Origin of the sequence: Kineococcus sp. NBC_00420, from assembly GCF_036021035.1 — a bacterium.
Lineage (GTDB): Bacteria > Actinomycetota > Actinomycetes > Actinomycetales > Kineococcaceae > Kineococcus.
Map to the genome: position 1 here is coordinate 496,227 of NZ_CP107930.1, position 19,007 is coordinate 515,233.

Genomic DNA, 19,007 nt, shown 5'->3' on the forward strand with positions numbered 1-19,007 from the left:
ACTTGACGACTTCGACAAGTACAGCGCGACGGCCGGTCGCCGTCAACCCCGGGAGACGGGTCGGACCGGGGGATCCGGGCGGCGGCGGGCGTCGAGGACGTCACCGACGGCGGCGGCCGCACCCAGCAGGCGGGCCAGGGTGCGGGTCCCGGTGAGGGGTTCACGCCCGCCGGCACCCCACAGGTGTGGGCACCACCGGCGCAGTAGGGCGACGAAGACCTCGACCTGCAGGAGGTTGGCGAGCACGAAGAAGAGGGCGAGCACGGGACCGGCGCCGGTGGCCACGTTGAGCGACCAGGTGAGCAGGGCCAGCAGACCCTGACTTGCCCCTGACGCTCGACCGCCGCGGAAGGGGTGACGTGCCGGGGAGGGCGTCTCGTCCGTAGATTGTCATAATGTCGATTATCGGTGTGACTCACAGCGTGGTGATCCGTCGCCGAAGGGGCGCTCCGGACCAGCCATCGACTCGTCGGTTCCCACGTTCCGGCTCGCCCACCGACCCGACGTGTCGACTCGATGCGTCGACTCGATGCGTCAACGCATCCCGCATCGACCACCACGCCGTCGCGGTCGTCCGCGTGCGCGACGACCTCGCGGTCGTCCACCACCCACGCGGTGACCTCGCACCCGGACGACCACGACGCTCGGCCGGCGTGATCCGCACGGTGACCCCACACCCGACCCAGCGGCCCGCCGCCCGAACTCCGCATAACGACGAATATGCGGACGACTCCCCCGTTCCAGATCTCCTCTGCACTGAAACAAAACCGTTGCGGCACAACGGAAGTGCTTGACACAACTCCCCCAGTGCGACATGATCGTCACATGACTCCCCCGTCGTCCGGGGTTCCCGAGGTCGTGACCTCCTCGACGTCGCTGCAGGCCGCTCTCGACGCCTACGACGTCGCACGACTCCCCCGCAAGGAATCCCCGCACACCACCGACGCCCGGCGGCGTGACGTCGCCGTCCTGCTCCCCCGGCTGCGACGTTTCGCCGGTGAGGAACTCCTGGTGGCCGACCTCACGGTCCGCGCCCTGCGCGCGGCGTTCGCCGAGTTCGCCGCCGACCACGCACGGAGTTCCATCGCCCGCTGCTGGTCGACGTGGAACGGGTTCTGCTCCTTCCTCGTGGCGGAGGACGCTTTGCCGGGCAACCCGATGGGCGGTGTGCAGCGCCCGCGCCCGGACCGCACGGGTCCCAAACCCCTGCGCGGGGAACGCACGCCGGAACTGTTGCTGTCCTCGGTCGCGCTCGACCGGCCCGGGGCTCGTGATCCGTGGCCGGAGCGGGACCTCGCGGTGGTGGCGACGTTGCTCGTGAGCGGCATCCGCAGCGCGGAACTGCTGGGGCTGCGGGTGGGTGACCTGGCCGGCGCCGACGGTGATCAGCGTCTGCGGGTCCTCGGCAAGGGCAACGCCGAGCGCAGCGTGCCCGTCGAGGCGGCGTTGGCGGAGGTCCTGCAGACCTACCTGGCCTCGCGTCGTGCGCGCTTCGCCCGCCCCGCGGTGCTGCCGCTGGACGCGGCGATGTTCGTCGACACCCGCGGCACGGCCCTGACCCGCAACCAGCTGCAGTACCTCGTCCGCACCGCCTACCGGGCGGCCGGGATCCACGACCGGGTGGCGCGGGGTGCCTCGGTGCACGCTCTGCGCCACACCTTCGCGACCGAGGTCGTCGCCGCCGGGGGAAGCGCCGTGGAGATCATGCGGCTGCTGGGCCACCAGAGCCTCACGACGTCCCAGCAGTACATCGACGTGGCTGCCCAGGAGCTGCGGTCCGCGGCCGCGGGCAACCGCACCTACGCCGCGTTGCGCGGTGTCTCGGCAGGGTCGGCGGTGTCGGCGCAGGGGTGAGCGGGCACGCGCGACCGCGCACGCCGGACGCGCGGCGTGAGATGATCCCGGGGAGATTTCCACGAGCGAAGAGGACAGGCATGCCCAGCAACAGGCGCACGCAGTGCGCCAACAAGATGCCCTGGCCGGCCGGCAACCACCGCAGCCTCGAGCGCTTCCTGGACGAAGCCGAACGCGCGGGCACCCTCGACACCATCGCCGAGCACCCCGCGGCCGCGACGGCTCTCGCGCAGCCGCCGTACAGCCTGGACGCCGCCAGTGTCGGCACCGTCCTGCGGGACGCGGACAGCCGCGAGCAGGCGGCCGCCTACGTCAACGGCTGGCACCACTGGCTGCAGGCCGTCGGTGACGACTACCCGGACACGGCCTCCTCGGTCGAGGCCTTCGCCGCCTTCACCTCGGAGATCACCTCCGAGCACTGGGACGCCCACGGCGAGGACACCTCCTTCGACGACTTCTTCATCTCCCTCGTCGACGCCGCCGTCGCCGCGAAGAAGTCCGGTACCCCGACGCGGGAAGCGCTCGACACGCTCACCGGCGCCACCTCGGACTGACCGTCCCCGTCGCCGGGCCCCGTCAGGGGCCCGGCCGGTGCGTTTCCTCGAGGGGGAACGTTCAGCTCGGGGGCAACGTCTCCCGCCACGGCTCCCCGAGGGCGATCTGCCGCAGGTGGGTCGCGATGAGACCGACGTCGTCGAGCCCTTCGGCGACCGAGCGGACGAGGCGTTGGCCGTGGTCGGCGTCCGGTCGCAACGTCTTGATCCCGTTGCGGTCCAGGGCGGCCAGCGCGACGAACAACGCGATCCCCGGGTTCAGTGCTGAGTCGAACGGCCGCGTCGTGGCGATGGCGTGCATCAGAGCGCCCGCCTGCTCGTACTCGTCGCGGTAGACGCGTTCACCGTCGACGTCGACGGCAGGCCGCGACGCAGCGGCCACCAGGGCCCCCACGTCGCGGATGCGGACGGGTTCCTCGGCGAGCCAGTCGGCGAGTTCGCTGATCTGGGCGACGGTCAGGAAGCGGGGACGCTCGGGGATCACCGAGCGCGCAGCGCTTCCCACAGCGCGGGGTTGCTGGTGGCGATGCGTTCGGCGATCGTTGCGATCTCCTCCTCCTGCTCGCGCGTGGACTGCTCGAGCATCGATTCGAAGAGCTTCTGCCGCGAGACACCGGGGTTGCGTCGCTGGAGGTCGTCCAGCATGCGTTCGTGCTCCTCCGAGAGGCGGAGGGTCATCTGGGCCATGCGATCCAGGGTACCCCAGTGATGTCGCGTGATGTCAGGCGTTGCGGCGTTCCCGCTGGTACGTCGTCCACGCCTCGGTGCACCGCTCGCAGCGACAACCGACGTTGCGGTAGCCGTTGGCCGAACCGTGCCGCGGATCAGCGGGATCGGCCAGGAACGCCGCCTTGCGCTCCGCCGCGGAGGGGCGCGCCACGGCCACCCCCACGCCCAGGTCGGCCCGCCAGACCCGCACCGTCGGGTGACTGACGCCGAGCACCCGGCCCGCCTCCTGCTGGGAGAGGTGGGCCGTGGCCTCGACGGCCTGCTGCCAGCTGTCGTGCCCGCAGCGGCGGGCGATCTCGTCACGGTCGTAGCGGGGCACGGCAGCAGCGTAGGACGCGCACTCCCCCTTGACGCCGACGAACATGTTCGTCGCGATCGTGTTCGTGACTCGTCGACCGCTCACCATCGTGGGCGCCGGCCTCACCCTCGCCTGCGTCCTGCACGTCCACGGTGTCGACGCCCTCGTCCTCGACCTCTCCGCTGGGGCGCCAGGCTCACCGCCACCCACCCCCACCCCGACGGCGGCCACACCCTCACCCTCGCCGACGGCACCACCACGACCACCGACCTCCTCGTCGGCGCCGACGGCGCCTGGTCGCGGGTACGGCCCCTCCTGACCCCCGCGGTCCCCGCCTACAGCGGCATCTCCTTCGTCGAGTTCGACCTCGTCGACGCCGACGCACGCCACCATCTCGCCGCCGACACCGTCGGCCCGGGGATGCTCTTCGCCCTCGGTCAGGACCAGGGATTCCTCGCCCACCGCGAGACCGACGGCAGCCTCCACGTCTACGCCGGCCTCCGCGTCCCCGAGAACCGGACCCGGCGGCGCATCGACACCCGCACCGCCCTCCTCACCGCCTTCGACGGCTGGGACGAGAGCCTGCTCCGCCTCGTCCACGAAGCCGACAGCGGCTTCACCCCCCGCCCCGTCCACGCCCTCCCCACCGGACTCACCTGAGACCGGGTCCCCGGGGTCACCCTCCTCGACGGCGCCGAACTCGCCCGCGCCCTGCTCGAACACCCCGACGACTCCGAGACGGCGCTCGCGGGCTACGAGGCGGCCCGCAACCTCGACCTGATCTTCTGCGCCGACTCACCCGCGCCGCTGGTCGAGCAGTTCGCGATCCACGCCGCGACGGCCGCCGGAGCCCGGGCGTGACCCCCACCCCGCTCAGCCGCCGGGAACGACCCGCGAAACCCCCGCTGAGTCGCGACGCGATCGTGGACGTCGCCCTGCGCCTGATGGACGCCGACGGCCTCGAACGGCTCACGATGCGGAAGCTGGCCGCCGCCCTCGACACCGGCCCGGCGTTGTTGTACGTCTACGTGCGCAACACCGCCGAACTGCACGCGGCGATCCTCGACCGCCTGCTGCTGGACCTCGAACCTCCGGTGGAGGGGGACTGGCGGGAACGCCTCGTCGCGCAGTTCAGCGGCTACACCGAACTGCTCGTCCGCCACCCCGGACTGGCCCGTTCGCTGGTCGCGGTCCGTCCCACCGGTCCGCAGTTCCTCGCGTTCGTGGACCGGGCGCTCGGGGAGCTGCACCGGGGCCACGTCCCCGCACGCCAGGCGGCGTGGGGGGTGGACCTGCTGCTGCAGCTGGCCACGGCCACCGCCGCGGAGCAGGCCACCCGTCGCGACTCCCCCGACACCGACGACGCGGTCGAGCAGGACGCCGTCCGCCACCACGACGGAGACCTCGTCCACCTCGACCGGGTGGGCGAGGAACTCTTCTCCGGAACCGGGCGGGACCGTCTGCGCTGGGCGTTGCGAGCCCTGCTGCACGGCATCGTCGCCGTCACCCCCACCGGGGGGTGAGCCCGGCGCTACCGTGAGGCCCGTGACGACCGCGGAGATCTCAGGACTTCCCCCGGTCAGCCTGCGGGCGTGGCGGCCCGAGGAAGCTGAACGGCTCTACGACCTGTTGCGCCGCAACGAGGTCATCCAGTGGTTCGGGGAGGCGGCGCGCGTCCCGCTGGCCGAGGTCACCCAGGCCCGCCACCGCATCGAGCAGTGGGCGCTGACCGCGCAACCCCCGCTGGGCACGCGCGCCATCGTCACCCCCGACCGCCTCGAACCCGTCGGCAGCGTCCTGCTCTTCACCGCACCGAACTCCGAGCACGGTGAGGTGGAGGTCGGCTGGTACCTCCACCCCGACGCCGTCGGCCACGGCTACGCGGCAGCGGCGGCCCTCACCGCCGTCCACGACGCCTTCGACGCGGGTCACGACGAGGTGTGGGCCCTCACCCACACCCACAACCTCCGCAGCCGTGCGACGGCCAGCCGGATCGGGATGCGCGACCTCGGCATCGTCGACGGCCTCTGGCACGACGGCCGGTCGCAACTGTTCGTGATCACGAACCCGTCGGGCCGGTTCCCGGTCTGAGGAACCCGGGCTCCTCGGACCGGAGGAGGTCACTCCGCGACGACGGAACGGCGGTCGCGTTCGGCGAGGACGCCGTCCCAGTCGACGCCGCAGGCCGCGGCGATGGAGCGCAGGGCGTCCAGGGCCGCGGCGTGCAGACCTCCGGCGAGACCAGCGGTGGCCTCGTCGCCGGCGCTCTCGGCCGCGGCGAGCAACTGGTCGAGGTTGCCGGTCAGGGCGGTGAAGCTGTCGGCCACGGGGGCCGGGGGCTGGGAGTGCTCGATGTCGGTCACCTGCTCAGGGTGGCGGCTGGCGGCGGAGTCGGCGACCGCACCACCCCGAGCCCACCCGGACCCGGACCTCAGGCGTCGGCGAGGAAGCGCTGCAGCACCCGCACGCCGAACCCCAGGGCGTCCACCGGAACGCGCTCGTCGATCCCGTGGAACATGCCCGCGAAGTCCATCCCCGCCGGCAACCGCAGCGGCGCGAAACCGTAGCCGCGGATCCCCAGGTGCGAGAACGACTTGTTGTCGGTACCCCCGGACAGGCAGTACGGCAGCACCTTCGCCCCCGGGTCCTCCGCCAGCAGGGCGGCCTGCATGCGGTCCACCAACGGGGTGGCGAACTCCGTCTCCAGCGCGACGCTCTGGTTGACGACCTCGACGTCGACGCGCTCGCCCGCGAGGTCGCGGATGACCTCCATGAGCTGTTCCTGACGTCCCGGCAGGAACCGGGTGTCGATGAGGGCGCTCGCCGTGCCCGGGATCACGTTGTGCTTGTACCCGGCGTCCAGCGCGGTGGGGTTCGCGGTGTTCTGCAGGGTGGCCCCGACCCAGCGGGCGGTCGTGCCGAGCTTCGCGAGCAGCGCCGAGGGATCGGTCTCCTCGAACGCCACCCCGGTGATCTCGGAGACACCCTCGAGGAACTGCCGCACGGTGGCGGTGTACTCCAACGGCCAGGAGTACTCACCGATCCGCGTCACCGCGGCGCACAACCGGGTCACGGCGTTGTCGGTGCCGACCTGCGACCCGTGGCCCGCACGACCGTGGGCGACCAGACGCAACCAGGCCAGTCCCTTCTCGGCCGTCTGCAGCAGGTAGGTGCGTTGCCCGTCGAGGTCGACGGAGAAACCCCCGACCTCGCTGACGGCCTCGGTGACCCCCTCGAACAGTTCGGGGCGCTCGTGCACCAGCCACTCCGCACCCTGCACGCCCGCGGCCTCCTCGTCGGCGAGGAACGCGAAGACGATGTCGCGCGGGGGTTTGGTCCCCTGGCGGGCCATGTCGCGCAGGACGGCGAGCAGCATCGCGTCCATGTCCTTCATGTCGACCGCGCCACGACCCCAGAGACAGCCGTCGGCGATCTCACCGGAGAACGGGTCGACCTTCCAGTCGGCCGCCTGCGCCGGGACGACGTCGAGGTGGCCGTGCATCAGCAGCGCGCCGCGCCCGGCGGTTCCCCGCTCGTCACCGGGCACCCGCACGACCACGTTGCCGCGCTTGGGGAACCCCTCGACGTACTCGGGCTGCAGGCCGACCTCGTGCAGGAGTTCCATGACGTGCTCGGCCGCGACGCGCTCCCCCGGACCCGAACCGTCGCCGTAGTTGGAGGTGTCGATGCGCAGGAGATCGCGACACAGGTCCACGACCTCCGCCTCGGCCGCGCCCGTCCCGTTCGTCCCGTTCGTCGTGTCCGCGCTCACCTGCGCCACCGTAGAGCGTGCCGCCCCCGGGAGCGCGTCTCGGGTAGCGTCCCGGTGCCATGGACAGCTCCCGCGCGACCACCGACGACGGCGACTGGTCGGTGGACGCCCCGCGGGGACTGAGCGACACCGTCCACGACGCGATCCTCGAACTCCTGATGAACCGGGGCCTGGAGCCCGGCTCGGCGCTGCGGACCCAGACCCTCGCCGTCCGCCTCGGCGTCTCCGCCACCCCGGTCCGGGAGGCGCTCGCCCGCCTGGAGGGCTCGGGCCTCGTGGTCCGCAGCGCCCGCCGCGGCTACCGGGCCGCGCCGCTCCTCTCGGCGGAGGAGCTCGCCCAGCTCGTCGACGTCCGGCTGCTGGTGGAACCCGGCAACGCCGAGCGTGCCTGCGTCCGCACCGACGACGCCTTCGTCGCCCGGCTGTGGAGCGCGGTCGAGGACCAGCGCTCCGCGCCCACCGGTCCGGGCTACGCCGGCTTCAAGCACTACCTGGAGGCCGACTGGTCCTTCCACGAGCTGGTCGCGGAGGGGACGGGCAACCCGTTCATCGTCCGGACCCTGGACTCCTTCCGCGGTTTCGTGCAGCGTCTGCACCAGGTCGAGGAACGGGTGAGCGATGCGGACGAGAGCGTCTCGGAGCACGAGGCGATCGTGCGCGCCTTCGAGCAGCGCGATCCGGCGGGCGCCGCGCAGGCCATGCGCGCGCACCTGCAGGGTGTCCTGGACCGGGCGGTCGAGTGAACACGCCGGGAGGCGCTCGCCTTCTGGCGTGATTTTCTATAGAATCTGACTCAACGGACGACCTTTTGGAGTGACACCGTGAGCGACGACGCGCACACCCCGACGAGCACTCGCGTGTTCGACGGCTTCCCGGACGTGCTGACCCGCCAGAACTGGCCGATCACCGTCCCGATGATGCCGCACCCGCACGTCCTGAAGGACGGCACCACGGTGCAGGAGCAGTCCGCCGAGGAGTGGGCGCAGACGCTCGAGGTCATGACCGACGCGGGCTACACGAGCATCGACCCGACCGACACCTGGATCCGGATCGCGGACCTCTCCCCCGAGCGTCTCGACGAGTTCTCGGCCACGGTGCGTCAGGCCGGGCTGACGATCCCGGCGTTCTCGACCTCGCGTCGTTCGGTGATGGACCACGAGAAGGCCGACGAGAACCTCGCCTACTCCCACCGCGCCATCGACGCGTGCGCCGCGATCGGCATCCCGGTCGTGAACTTCGGGTTCATGCGCGGTTTCACCCCCGACCAGGCCAAGGCCCTGTGGTTCTGGCTGCAGCCCGGCTACTCCGACGACTTCAGCGACGACGTCCGCGCCGTCGCCGTCGCGAAGATCAAGGAACTGGCCGCGCACGCCCAGAGCGTCGGCGTCCAGATCGCCCTGGAGATGTACGAGGACACCTACCTCGGCACCGCCGACGGCATGGTGCAGTTCGTCCAGGACGTGGGTTTCGACAACGTCGGCCTCAACCCGGACTTCGGCAACATCCTGCGCCTGCACCGCGAGGTGGAGCCGTGGGAGGAGATCGCCGCCAAGACGTTCCCCTACACGAACTACTGGCACCTCAAGAACTACTACCGCGACGAGGAACCAGGCACCGGTTCCGTCCGCACCCACCCGGCTCCCCTGGAGTTCGGCACGATCAACTACCGCAAGGCGATCACGATGGCCATCGAGGCCGGGTTCCGGGGCGCCTTCTGCGTGGAACACTACGGCGGCGACAGCATCAGCGTCGGCGCCACGAACCGCGAGTACATCCGTCGCGTCCTGCCCAGGGCGACGACCTGGAAGCAGTTCAGCAGCTCCGCCGTGAACCACTGAGCGATCGAAGGAGACCGTTCGCATGACGAAGATCTTCGGGGACCCGTCCTCGTTCGTCGACGATTCCGTTGCCGGATTCGTGGACCTCTACTCCCACTTCGTGCAGCCGGTCCCGCACGGGGTGATCCGCTCCACCGCCACCCCCGACGGGAAGGTCGCCGTCATCGCCGGTGGCGGGTCCGGGCACTACCCGGCCTTCGCCGGCTACGTCGGACCGGGTCTGGCCGACGCCGCCGTGTGCGGCAACGTCTTCGCCTCCCCCTCCACCCGCTGGGTCTACGACGTCGCCAAGGCTGCGAACCGCGGTGGCGGGGTCCTGCTGGGTTTCGGCAACTACGCCGGTGACATCCTCAACTTCGGCCTCGCCGCGGAACGCCTGCGCGCCGAGGGCATCCCCGCGGAACTGCTCGTCGTGACCGACGACGTCGCCTCCGAGGGCCAGGGCGCCAACGGGGAACGCCGGGGCATCGCCGGGGACGTCGTCGCCTTCAAGATCGCCGGTGCCGCCGCGGAGGCCGGTTACGACTTCGAGGACGTCGTGCGGGTCTCCCGTCACGTCAACGACGTCACCCGCTCGATGGGCATCGCCTTCGCCGGCTGCACCCTCCCCGGTGAGACCGAGCCGTTGTTCACCGTCACCCCGGGGAACATGGCCATCGGGCTCGGCATCCACGGTGAGCCGGGGATCTCCGAGGAGCCCATCGGTACCCCGGAGGAGATCGCGACCCTGCTCGTGGAGAAGGTCCTCGCCGGCAAGCCCGACGACGCGCCGGACTCCGGCAAGGTCGCTGTGCTGGTCAACGGCCTCGGCTCCACCAAGTACGAGGAGCTGTTCCTGCTCTACGTGCCCATCGCGAAGCAGCTGCGCGCCGCGGGCTACGAGATCGTCGCCCCCCAGGTCGGGGAACTCGTCACCAGCCTGGACATGGCGGGTTGCTCGCTCACGGTGACGTGGCTGGACGAGGAACTCGAGAAGCTGTGGACGGACCCGGCGCAGTGCCCGGCGCTGAGCGTCGGCGCGAGCATCGAGACGACCCCGGCCCCGACGTACGTCGTCCCCGAGGACGAGGTCGCCGACTACAGCGGCACTCCCGCGGCGGCGCAGGAGTCGGGGCAGAAGATCGCCGGGCTCATCGAGGCCGTGCGTGAGGTCCTCAAGGACGCGGAAGCGGAACTCGGGCGCATCGACGCCATCGCCGGTGACGGCGACCACGGCACCGGCATGGTCAACGGCTCCGTCGCGGCCGCGCAGGCGGCCCGGACGGCGGCCGACGCCGGGGCCGGTGCCGCGTCGACGTTGTCCGCGGCGGGTGCGGCGTGGGCCGACCGCGCCGGCGGCACCTCCGGGGTGATCTGGGGCGTGCTGCTGCACGCGTTCGCCGAGAAGCTCGGCGACGAGGGCACGCCGACGCCGGAGCAGGTCTCCGAAGGCGCCACCGCGTCGGTGGAGGCCGTGATGCGCCTCGCGGGTGCCCGCGTCGGCAACAAGACGATGCTCGACTCCCAGGTCCCCTTCGCGGAGACCCTCGCCGAGCGGATCGCTGCCGGTGACGACCTGAAGACGGCCTTCACCACGGCGTCGCAGGCGGCGACCGACGCGGCCGAGGCGACGAAGCAGCTGCGGCCGCAGATCGGGCGGGCGCGGCCGTTGGCGGAGCGTTCCATCGGTCACCCCGACGCCGGTGCCGTCTCGCTCGCGCTGGTGACGCGCACCGTCGCCGAGAAGCTCTGAGGAAGGAAAGCGCATGACTGATCTGCAGTGGCGTGTGGTGCTGGCCGCCGACGAGGCCGGTGTCTCCTACAAGAACGCCATCAAGGCCGACCTGCTGAAGGACCCCCGGGTCAAGGAGGTCCTCGACGTCGGCGTCGACAGCGACACGGACAAGACGGCCTACCCCCACGTCGCCGTCGCCGGGGCGCGCAAGATCGCCGCGGGTGAGGCGGATCGCGGGATCTTCGTCTGCGGGACGGGCATGGGCGTGGCGATCTCGGCGAACAAGGTCCCGGGCATCCGGGCCTCCGTCGCGCACGACTCCTTCTCCGTGGAGCGTCTGGTGCTCTCCAACAACGCCCAGGTCCTGACCCTGGGCGAGCGCGTCATCGGCAAGGAGCTGGCGCGCCGTCTGGCGAAGGAGTTCCTGGGCTACGTCTTCGACGAGACCTCCGCCTCGGCGGAGAAGGTCGACGCCATCACCGGGTACGAGACCGCGACGGAGGGCGAGGCAGGTACCGTCGGTTCCTGCTGATGCCCACCTAGATCTGGAGCCCGCGCACCATGACGACTCGTCCCCGCCCGCTCGTCGGGGTCAGCCTGAAGATGTACTTCTCCCTGGCCCGCACGCGCAGCTACCTCGCCGACGTCGCGACCCTCGGTCGCGACGTGGCGGGTAGCGGCGTGGACGCGTTCGTCATCCCCGACTTCCTCAACATCACCACCGGCATCGACCTCCTGCGCGGCACGGGCATCGCCGTGGGCGCTCAGGACGCCTCGTGGGAGGACTTCGGGGCGCTGACCGGCGAGGTGTCGCCGGCGGCGCTGCGCGAGGCCGGTGCGCGGTTCGTCGAGATCGGGCACGCCGAACGCCGGCGCATGTTCGCCGAGGACGACATCGTGACCGCCCGCAAGGCGGCCGCGGCCGCCCGCAACGGGCTGGTCCCGCTGATCTGCATCGGCGAGAACGTGCGCATCGACGTCCCCGACGCCGCCCGCACCACGATCAGCCAGGTGCTGGCCGCGCTCGAGGACGTGCCCTCCGAGGCCGAGGTCGTCATCGGCTACGAACCGAACTGGGCCATCGGGCAGACCGAACCGGCCCCGCCGGAGCACGTCGTCGGGGTCACCACCCGCTTGCGCGACGCCCTCGCGCACCGTCGCGGGGTCAGCCGCATCCTCTACGGCGGCAGCGCCGGCCCTGGCATGTTCACCGACGTCGCCGAGGGCGTGGACGGCCTGTTCCTGGGCCGCTTCGCCCACGACGTCGCCAACTTCCGGCTCGTGATCCAGGAGATCGCGGACCACCCGCTCAACGCACACCACACCGACACGGACGACGAACCGGCCGACCGCGCCTGAGGCGCGGGAGGTCCGGTTCACCGTCGAACCAGCCACCACCACATCAGGAGACCTCCCGTGCCTCTCGCACCCCGCACCGACAAGATCACCAAGGTTGCCCAGATCGGCACCGGCTACATGGGCGGCGGCATCGCCCAGTCGCTGGCGCTGGCCGGCAACGACGTGTGGCTCGCCGACGCCGACAAGGAGTCGACGCAGCGCAACTACGAGCGCCTCCTGAAGGAGTCGGAACTCTTCGAGGCCCAGGGGCTGTTCCCCGCGGGCAGCACCGACACCCTCAAGGAGAAGTTCCACCCCGCGGACTCCATCGAGGAGGCCGTCGCCGACGTCCACTTCGTCGAGGAAGCCGTCTTCGAGGACCCGCAGGTCAAGAAGGACGTCCTCTCCCGCGTGGAGAAGGCCGTCACCCCCGGCACCATCATCGGCACCAACACCTCGACCATCCCGGTGAAGGTCCTGTCCGAGGCGTTCGAGGACGCGTCGATGTTCCTCACCGTGCACTTCTCCAACCCGGCGCCGTTCATCCCGGGTGTCGAGCTCGTGATGGGTGAGGCGACCAACCCGGCCGTCCTGCCGCTCATCGAGGACCTGCTCACCCGCGCCGGCCGCCGTGGCGCGCAGGTGAAGGACGTCCCCGGTTTCGTCCTGAACCGCCTGCAGTACGTGCTGCTGAAGGAGGCCATGTCGGTCGTCGAGGAGGGTGTCGCCACCCCCGCCGACGTCGACACGATCGTCTCCACGACCTTCGGTTTCCGGCTGCCGTTCTTCGGGCCGTTCGCGATCGCCGACATGGCCGGGCTCGACGTCTACGCCAAGGGCTTCAAGGTCCTCGAGGGCCACTTCGGCGAGCGTCTCTCCGCCCCGGCGAACCTCACCGCGCTCGTCGACGCCGGCAAGTACGGCACGAAGACCGGTTCCGGGTTCCTCGAGCTCGAACCGGAGAAGCTGGCCGCGCTGATCGACTACCGCAACAAGGCCTACCAGAAGATGGGCGAGCTCCTCGCCGAGCTCGGCCCGTCGCCGCTGGCGGAATGAGTTCCTGACCGCTCCGAACTCGCCTCGGTTCGCCGGGGCGGGTTCGACGGCACCCGCGAGACCTGAGTGGGGCGTGGACCTTCCGTGTCCACGCCCCACTCGTCCTCGGCCTCCGGGCCATCGCCCAGGTGCCCTGCCCCACCCTCCTCAGCCGACGCGGGGCGACGACGGTACGCCGTGTCCACGGCGCGCATCGTGAACGCGGCGATCGAGGTCCTGGACGCCGGTGGCGTGGACGCGTTGTCGAGACGGAACTCGACGCGCTGGGTACCCGAACCCTTCCAGTTCGACGCCGCACCGCTGCTCGTGCACGACGTCGTCGGTGTCGCGAGTCAGCCCGACGCCGCGACGAGGCTCCCCGGCGCTCAGCCCGGACGACGGTTCGACCGGTCGACGTTCCTGAGCGACGCGACGTCGGCCCTCACCGAGGAGGTCGACGCCGCGGGCCTGCCCTTCCTGACCCGCGTCGCCGATCGGTTGCGCAACCACGACGACCGCGAGCAGTTCCGTGCCGGCGTGGAGATCATCCTGGACGGCCTGTCGCTCCTGCCGAGGGGCACCTGAACCCCGGCCTCTCGTCGGCGCAGGTCAGTCGAGACAGAACTCGTTCCCTTCGGGGTCGGCGAGCACCAGGTGCCCGGCTCCGAGGGGTGGGGCGGGTTCGAGACGGGCGACCCGGTGCGCGCCGAGGCCGACGAGGCGGTCGGCCTCGCGCTCCAACGCCGCCATCCGTTCCGGTCCGGTGAGTCCGGGGGCGGCACGGACGTCCAGGTGCAGCCGGTTCTTGACCCGCTTCTCCTCGGGGACCCGTTGGAAGAACACCCGCGGTCCGGATCCGGACGGGTCCACGACGGCCGAGGCGTCGTCGCGCTGCTCCTCGGGCACTTGCCAGGCGTCGAGCGCCGCGGCCCAGGTGTCGAAACCCGGTGGCGGCCCCTGGACCCGGTAGCCGAGGGCTTCCGCCCAGAACCCGGCGAGGCGGGCCGGGTCGGCGCAGTCGATCGTGATCTGCAGTTCCCGCACCACGTCAGACCTCCTTCGTGCGGAACAGGTCGCGCAGCAGCGACACCTCGGCCAGGTGGTGGATGAGTTCGCGGTGGATGTGCAGGACGAGGGCCGCCCTCGGGGTGTCGGCGTACCCCTCTTCCGCGGGTCCGCAGGGTTCGAGCAGGGCGTCCTCGCCCCACGACTCCATCCCGGCGAGCCAGGTCGCGTACTCGGTGTCGAGTTGGCGCAGGGCGGTCGCGGCGTCCGGAGCGTAGTCGAAGGTGAAGTAGTCGGTGGCCGCCCGGCCGAAGTGCACGGCGTTCCTGAGGGCCAGGCAGCCGACGATCACGTGTCCGAGCCGCCAGGCGATGGTCGTCAGGGGCGGGGGACTCGGTTCGGGGTACGCGAAGTCGATCGTCATCGCCCCCGACCCACCCTGCACGGGTGCGGTGCTGCTCCCCCGGGGACGGACGTTCCAGCTGCCTGGGGACGGTTCCCAGAAGTACTCCTCGTCGGTGAGCCCGTCGAGTCCCCTCCGCACCTGGTGCTCCCAGTGCCGGTCCATCTGATCCCGCAGGAGTCGGTTCCAGCTGTGATCGCTCATGGCACCACCGTGACGCCGATCGCGGACAGGATCGGTCCGCGATCGGTGCCAGGATCGCGGGATGGGCGGGGAAGGGACCACCGAGCGCGTGCTCCGGATGCTCGGCCTGCTCCAACGGCGGAGGTCCTGGACGGCGGCCGAGCTGGCCGCGGAGCTCGGGGTGACCGAACGCTCGATCCGTCGCGACGCCGAGCGGCTGCGTTCCCTGGGCTACCCCGTGCGGGCGACCTCCGGCGTGGGTGGCGGGTACCGGCTCGGCGCCGGCGCGCGGATGCCGCCGTTGCTCCTCGACGACGAGGAGGCGATCGCCACCGCCGTCTCGTTGCGCCTGGCCAGCGGCGGAACCGTCAGCGGGGCGGCCGAGGCGGCCCTGCGGGCGCTGGCCAAGCTCGACCAGGTCATGCCACCCCGGCTGCGCGAACAGGTCCGCGTCGTGCACGCCGCCACCGACACCCTGGTCCCGGACGGGGTGACGATCGACGCGGACGTCCTCGTCACCTTCGCCCGCGCCTGCCGCGACCTGCTCCGGGTCCGCTTCCACTACCCCGCCCGCGAAGGGGGCGAGAGCGAGCGGACGGTGGAACCGGTGCGGATGGTCACGACCGGTCGGCGGTGGTACCTCATGGCCTTCGACGTCGACCGCGACGACTGGCGCACGTTCCGGCTGGACCGCATGCGCGACGTCCGCGCGACGACGTGGCGGTTCCGCCCGCGGCAGCACCCGGACCCGGTGGAGCACGTCCAGCGCTCCGTCACCACGGTCCCCTACCGCTGGCTCGTCCGGGTCCGCCTGCACGCCCCGGCCCGGACGGTCCGCGAACTCGTCCCTCCGACGATCGGCCTCGTGCACGACGAGGGGCCCCACTGCGTCCTCGAGGTCGGCGGCGACGACCTCGACTGGATCGCCGCCCACATCGCCCGGCTCAGGATCCCCGCCGAGGTCCTGGAACCGCCGGAACTGCGGGAGGCCGCCACCCGGCTGGCCCGCACCCTGCGGGACCTGGGCACCGCCGGGGCAGGGTAGGACTCCCCCGTTCAGGCGCGGTCGTGGAGGGTGATCTGGTAGCCGTCGGGGTCGGCGAAGGTGAACGTGCGCCCGAAGGGCCCGTCGATCGGCGCCGAGACGATGCGGTGGCCGCCGGCGACGAGGGCGTCGTGGATGTCCTGGACGTCGTCGGCGTGCAACCAGATCGCCGCTCCGACGCCCGGCTGCGCGACGGCGCCGAGGTCGGTGCCCGGCACGACGTCGCGCAGGGCGAAGGCGATGGGCGCGGTCTCGAAGACCACGGCGTGCGGGGGACCGGCCGGGGAGCGGAGGAGACCGAGGTAGTGCTCGTAGAACTCCTGGGAGGCGGCGAGGTCGCTCGCCTGCAGCGAGATGAAGTCGGGTCCGGTGACCGGCACGAGGGTGTCCCTTCCGTCTGTGTCCGTCTGTGTCAGGTGCCTGACATGCAGAACGTATGTCAGAGAGCTGACACAGGTCAAGACCCACACCCCGACGCAGGACCGGTAGCGTGGCGGCCGTGAACCCCTACGTGACCTTCGCGATCCTCCGGGTCGGGTTCCTCGTCCTCCCCCTGGCCGTCCTGACCCTCCTCGGAGTCCGGCCACCGCTCTCCATCGCCGTCGCCGTGGTCCTCTCCGTCGTCCTGTCCGCGGTGTTCCTGCGCGACCAGCGCCGCCGGATCGCCGACCGGATCACCGCACGGGCGCAACGCCGCACCCGCTGACGTGACCCGCGACGCGACCCCTGACGTCGTGGTCGTCGGCGCCGGCCCGACCGGGACGTTCCTGGCCTGCGAACTCCGACTGCACGGCATCCACGTCCTCGTCCTGGAACGCGACCCCGCCCCCTCCGACCGCGTCCGCGGCCTCGGGCTGCACGTGCGCAGCGTCGAGATCCTCGACAGCCGCGACCTCCTCGACCGCTTCACCCCGCACGGGAGGACGTTCACCCCCGCGGGCTACGTCGCCGGCATCGACCGTCCCTGGCCGGCGCTCGCCACCAGCCACAACGCCATCCTCGGGGTCCCGCAGACCACGACGGAACGCCTGCTCACCGAACGCGCCCTCGAACTGGGCGTCACCCTCCGCCGGGGCACCGGACTGAGCGGCCTCACCCAGGACGACGACGGGGTCACCGTCGAACTCACCGACGGGAAGCGGCTCCGCACCCGCTACCTCGTCGGCTGCGACGGCGGGCGCAGCACCGTCCGGAAACTCCTCGGGACCGCCTTCACCGGTGAACCCGCGCGGCACGAGACGCTCATCGCCGAGGTCCGCCTCAGCGCACCCGAGGACGAGGTGACCGCCGTCGTCACCGCCGTGCGCGAGCGGCTCCGGGGTTTCGGCGCGGGCCCGCTCGGCGACGGGTTCCACCGCGTCGTCGTCCCCGCCGCCGGCGTCACCCCGGGCCACGAGGACCCCACCCTCGACGAACTCCGCAGCCGGCTCCGCCACCACGCCGGTACCGACTTCGGCGCCCACGACCCGCGCTGGCTCTCCCGCTTCAACGACGCCACCCGCCAGGCCGAGCAGTACCGCACCGGACGGGTCCTCCTCGCCGGCGACGCCGCCCACGTCCACCCGCCCACCGGCGGACAAGGCCTCAACCTCGGCCTGCAGGACGCCTTCAACCTCGGCTGGAAACTCGCCGCCGAGGTCGCCGGCCGCGCTCCCGCAGGACTGCTGGACACGTACCACGCGGAACGGCACCCCGTCGGCGCCGACGTCCTCGACCTCGTCACCGCCCTCTCCGAACTCGGCCGCGACGATCCCGGCCCCCGCGCCACGAAACGTCTCCTCGCCGGGCTCATGGACCTCGAGACCGTGAACCGCGCCCTGGTCGAACGCATCACCGGCCTCGCGATCCGCTACGACCTCGGCGGCCACCACGACCTCGTCGGCCGCCGGCTCCGCGACGTCCACCAGCCCACCGGCCAGTGGCTCCTCACCCACCGCGGCACGTTCCCGCCCGACCCCCGGACGCCCTCCGTGGAGGTCCACGTCGACACCCACCTCAGCGTCCCCGCCGCCCTCGTCCGCCCCGACGGCCACGTCGCCTGGGTCGGCGAGGACCCCCACGACCTGCACGAACACCTCCCCCGCTGGTTCGGCCCGCTAGGCTGACCCGTCGTGGCAGAACAGGTCTCCTTCCTCAGCACCACCGGCCAGAAGCTCGCCGGCCTGCTCGACCTGCCCGAGGGACAGGTCCGCGGGTGGGGGATCTTCGCCCACGGGTTCACCCTCGGCAAGGACTCCCCCGCCGCCTCCCGCATCTGCAAGGGCCTCGCCGCCGAGGGCATCGGCATGCTCCGCTTCGACAACCTCGGCCTCGGCGACTCCGAAGGCGACTGGGGCGACGGGTCCTTCACCCACAAGGTGTCCGACACCGTCCTCGCCGCCGGGTTCATGGCCGAACGCGGAACCCCCGCCGCCCTCCTCGTCGGACACTCCTTCGGCGGTGCCGCCGTCATCGCCGCCGCGCACCGCATCCCCGACCTGCAGGCCGTCGTCAGCATCGCCTCGCCCTCCGAACCCCGCCACGTCGAGCACAACTACGACGCCCTCGTCGAACGCGTCATGTCCGAAGGTCACGCCGAGTGGATGGTCGGAGGCCGCGCCCTCACCCTCAAACGCGCCTTCATCGAGGACGTCCGCACCGCAGACCTCAAGCAGCAGATCCACCGGCTCTCGGTCCCGCTGCTCGTGATGCACTCCCCCACCGACGACACCGTCAGCATCGACAACGCCAGTGAGATCTTCAAGGCCGCCAAGCACCCCCGGAGCTTCATCTCCCTCGAAGGCTCCGACCACCTGCTCATCGCCCGCGGCCAGGCCCGCCGCGCCGCGCACATCATCAGCGCTTGGGCCGACCAGTACCTCAAGGACGTCTCCCCGCCCACGAGCGTCTGATCAGGAAGGGACGGGCAGGTCCAGACCGTCCAGGACCCGCTCCCCCTCGCCGGAGACCCGCAGGACCACCCGCCGCCGGTCCGCAGGATCCAGACCCCGGTACAGCAACCCCAGGTCCACCAACGCGTCGACCGCCCGGCTCGCCGTCGCCGGCGCCATCACGAGAACCTCCACCAGGTCGCTCATCGACGCCCCCGGCCGCTGCGCCACCAGCGCCAGGCACCGCCACCGGTCCACCGTCAGATCACTACCGCGCAACGCCTCGGCCAGGAGGTTCTGCAACAGCGCCGCCGCCCGCAACCGGTCGAGCAACTCGACCGCCGGACTCGTCGGGACCGCAACCACCAC

The 19,007-nt window shown here is 71.6% G+C and carries 26 protein-coding genes; 16 read left to right on the plus strand and 10 right to left on the minus strand.

Annotated features, from left to right (window positions below):
• Window positions 1-42: 42 nt before the first annotated feature.
• The gene (locus tag OG218_RS02420) at window positions 43-285 is read right to left on the minus strand and encodes a hypothetical protein (RefSeq protein WP_328291607.1); all 243 of its coding nucleotides are present in this window, start codon (window positions 283-285) and stop codon (window positions 43-45) included.
• 540 nt (window positions 286-825) lie between these two features.
• Between OG218_RS02420 and OG218_RS02425 the strand changes: the two genes are divergently transcribed.
• Window positions 826-1,854 carry a tyrosine-type recombinase/integrase gene (locus tag OG218_RS02425; protein WP_328291608.1) on the plus strand — a complete coding sequence of 343 codons (1,029 nt, stop codon included), beginning with the start codon at window positions 826-828 and terminating at the stop codon, window positions 1,852-1,854.
• An 80-nt stretch (window positions 1,855-1,934) separates the two neighbouring features.
• Window positions 1,935-2,408: a hypothetical protein gene (locus OG218_RS02430; RefSeq protein ID WP_328291609.1), complete on the plus strand. Its 474-nt coding sequence runs from the start codon at window positions 1,935-1,937 to the stop codon at window positions 2,406-2,408.
• A gap of 61 nt (window positions 2,409-2,469) precedes the next feature.
• Here OG218_RS02430 and OG218_RS02435 read toward each other — a convergent pair whose 3' ends face one another.
• The 3 genes from OG218_RS02435 to OG218_RS02445 are packed head-to-tail and all read right to left on the minus strand — an operon-like array spanning window position 2,470 to window position 3,456.
• The gene (locus OG218_RS02435; protein ID WP_328291610.1) at window positions 2,470-2,913 is read right to left on the minus strand and encodes a hypothetical protein; all 444 of its coding nucleotides are present in this window, start codon (window positions 2,911-2,913) and stop codon (window positions 2,470-2,472) included.
• Window positions 2,889-3,095: a hypothetical protein gene (locus tag OG218_RS02440; protein WP_328291611.1), complete on the minus strand. Its 207-nt coding sequence runs from the start codon at window positions 3,093-3,095 to the stop codon at window positions 2,889-2,891. The genes OG218_RS02435 and OG218_RS02440 overlap by 25 nt, the downstream gene beginning before the upstream one ends.
• Window positions 3,096-3,129: 34 nt before the next feature.
• Window positions 3,130-3,456, minus strand: coding sequence for a hypothetical protein (locus tag OG218_RS02445; protein ID WP_328291612.1), 327 nt, complete (start codon window positions 3,454-3,456; stop codon window positions 3,130-3,132).
• A 399-nt stretch (window positions 3,457-3,855) separates the two neighbouring features.
• Here OG218_RS02445 and OG218_RS02450 point away from each other — a divergent pair, with 399 nt between their 5' ends.
• The 3 genes from OG218_RS02450 to OG218_RS02460 all read left to right on the plus strand — a co-directional run bounded on the left by OG218_RS02450 (window position 3,856) and on the right by OG218_RS02460 (window position 5,526).
• Window positions 3,856-4,095, plus strand: a complete 240-nt coding sequence (locus OG218_RS02450) for a hypothetical protein (RefSeq protein WP_328291613.1) — start codon at window positions 3,856-3,858, stop codon at window positions 4,093-4,095.
• A 197-nt stretch (window positions 4,096-4,292) separates the two neighbouring features.
• A complete protein-coding gene (locus OG218_RS02455) occupies window positions 4,293-4,958 on the plus strand; it encodes a TetR/AcrR family transcriptional regulator (protein ID WP_328291614.1) in 666 nt (221 codons plus the stop codon).
• Between the two features lie 22 nt (window positions 4,959-4,980).
• Window positions 4,981-5,526, plus strand: coding sequence for a GNAT family N-acetyltransferase (locus OG218_RS02460; protein WP_328291615.1), 546 nt, complete (start codon window positions 4,981-4,983; stop codon window positions 5,524-5,526).
• 29 nt (window positions 5,527-5,555) lie between these two features.
• On the opposite strand, the gene OG218_RS02465 is transcribed toward OG218_RS02460, so the two are convergent.
• Complete coding sequence (locus OG218_RS02465) at window positions 5,556-5,798, minus strand: hypothetical protein (protein ID WP_328291616.1); 243 nt, start codon at window positions 5,796-5,798, stop codon at window positions 5,556-5,558.
• A gap of 68 nt (window positions 5,799-5,866) precedes the next feature.
• Window positions 5,867-7,207, minus strand: coding sequence for a M20/M25/M40 family metallo-hydrolase (locus OG218_RS02470; protein WP_328291617.1), 1,341 nt, complete (start codon window positions 7,205-7,207; stop codon window positions 5,867-5,869).
• 59 nt (window positions 7,208-7,266) lie between these two features.
• On the opposite strand from OG218_RS02470, the gene OG218_RS02475 reads away from it, so the two are divergent.
• From OG218_RS02475 to OG218_RS02505, 7 genes are all read left to right on the plus strand, one after another.
• The gene (locus OG218_RS02475; RefSeq protein ID WP_328291618.1) at window positions 7,267-7,950 is read left to right on the plus strand and encodes a GntR family transcriptional regulator; all 684 of its coding nucleotides are present in this window, start codon (window positions 7,267-7,269) and stop codon (window positions 7,948-7,950) included.
• Between the two features lie 78 nt (window positions 7,951-8,028).
• Complete coding sequence (locus tag OG218_RS02480) at window positions 8,029-9,045, plus strand: sugar phosphate isomerase/epimerase family protein (protein ID WP_328291619.1); 1,017 nt, start codon at window positions 8,029-8,031, stop codon at window positions 9,043-9,045.
• 22 nt (window positions 9,046-9,067) lie between these two features.
• Window positions 9,068-10,777: a dihydroxyacetone kinase family protein gene (locus OG218_RS02485; protein ID WP_328291620.1), complete on the plus strand. Its 1,710-nt coding sequence runs from the start codon at window positions 9,068-9,070 to the stop codon at window positions 10,775-10,777.
• Between the two features lie 13 nt (window positions 10,778-10,790).
• On the plus strand, window positions 10,791-11,291 hold the full coding sequence (locus OG218_RS02490) for a ribose-5-phosphate isomerase (protein WP_328291621.1): 501 nt from the start codon (window positions 10,791-10,793) through the stop codon (window positions 11,289-11,291).
• Between the two features lie 29 nt (window positions 11,292-11,320).
• Window positions 11,321-12,118: a triose-phosphate isomerase family protein gene (locus OG218_RS02495; RefSeq protein WP_328291622.1), complete on the plus strand. Its 798-nt coding sequence runs from the start codon at window positions 11,321-11,323 to the stop codon at window positions 12,116-12,118.
• Between the two features lie 57 nt (window positions 12,119-12,175).
• Window positions 12,176-13,153 (plus strand): 3-hydroxyacyl-CoA dehydrogenase family protein, encoded by a 978-nt coding sequence (locus OG218_RS02500; RefSeq protein ID WP_328291623.1) that lies wholly within the window; start codon window positions 12,176-12,178, stop codon window positions 13,151-13,153.
• 177 nt (window positions 13,154-13,330) lie between these two features.
• Window positions 13,331-13,717 (plus strand): hypothetical protein, encoded by a 387-nt coding sequence (locus OG218_RS02505; RefSeq protein WP_328291624.1) that lies wholly within the window; start codon window positions 13,331-13,333, stop codon window positions 13,715-13,717.
• A 24-nt stretch (window positions 13,718-13,741) separates the two neighbouring features.
• On the opposite strand, the gene OG218_RS02510 is transcribed toward OG218_RS02505, so the two are convergent.
• Together OG218_RS02510 and OG218_RS02515 are read right to left on the minus strand one after the other, a co-directional pair.
• A complete protein-coding gene (locus tag OG218_RS02510; protein ID WP_328291625.1) occupies window positions 13,742-14,179 on the minus strand; it encodes a VOC family protein in 438 nt (145 codons plus the stop codon).
• A gap of 1 nt (window position 14,180) precedes the next feature.
• On the minus strand, window positions 14,181-14,744 hold the full coding sequence (locus OG218_RS02515) for a DinB family protein (protein WP_328291626.1): 564 nt from the start codon (window positions 14,742-14,744) through the stop codon (window positions 14,181-14,183).
• Window positions 14,745-14,805: 61 nt separating this feature from the next.
• Between OG218_RS02515 and OG218_RS02520 the strand changes: the two genes are divergently transcribed.
• Complete coding sequence (locus tag OG218_RS02520) at window positions 14,806-15,768, plus strand: helix-turn-helix transcriptional regulator (protein ID WP_328291627.1); 963 nt, start codon at window positions 14,806-14,808, stop codon at window positions 15,766-15,768.
• An 11-nt stretch (window positions 15,769-15,779) separates the two neighbouring features.
• Here OG218_RS02520 and OG218_RS02525 read toward each other — a convergent pair whose 3' ends face one another.
• The gene (locus OG218_RS02525; protein WP_328291628.1) at window positions 15,780-16,148 is read right to left on the minus strand and encodes a VOC family protein; all 369 of its coding nucleotides are present in this window, start codon (window positions 16,146-16,148) and stop codon (window positions 15,780-15,782) included.
• Window positions 16,149-16,267: 119 nt separating this feature from the next.
• Here OG218_RS02525 and OG218_RS02530 point away from each other — a divergent pair, with 119 nt between their 5' ends.
• Genes OG218_RS02530 through OG218_RS02540 form a run of 3 tightly spaced genes read left to right on the plus strand, consistent with a single transcriptional unit; the run spans window position 16,268 to window position 18,659 of the window.
• Entirely contained in the window at window positions 16,268-16,474 is a 207-nt protein-coding gene (locus OG218_RS02530) for a DUF4229 domain-containing protein (RefSeq protein ID WP_328291629.1), read from the plus strand.
• A gap of 1 nt (window position 16,475) precedes the next feature.
• Entirely contained in the window at window positions 16,476-17,873 is a 1,398-nt protein-coding gene (locus OG218_RS02535) for an FAD-dependent monooxygenase (protein ID WP_328291630.1), read from the plus strand.
• Between the two features lie 6 nt (window positions 17,874-17,879).
• The gene (locus OG218_RS02540; RefSeq protein WP_328291631.1) at window positions 17,880-18,659 is read left to right on the plus strand and encodes an alpha/beta hydrolase family protein; all 780 of its coding nucleotides are present in this window, start codon (window positions 17,880-17,882) and stop codon (window positions 18,657-18,659) included.
• On the opposite strand, the gene OG218_RS02545 is transcribed toward OG218_RS02540, so the two are convergent.
• On the minus strand, window positions 18,660-19,007 hold the full coding sequence (locus OG218_RS02545) for a MarR family winged helix-turn-helix transcriptional regulator (protein ID WP_328291632.1): 348 nt from the start codon (window positions 19,005-19,007) through the stop codon (window positions 18,660-18,662).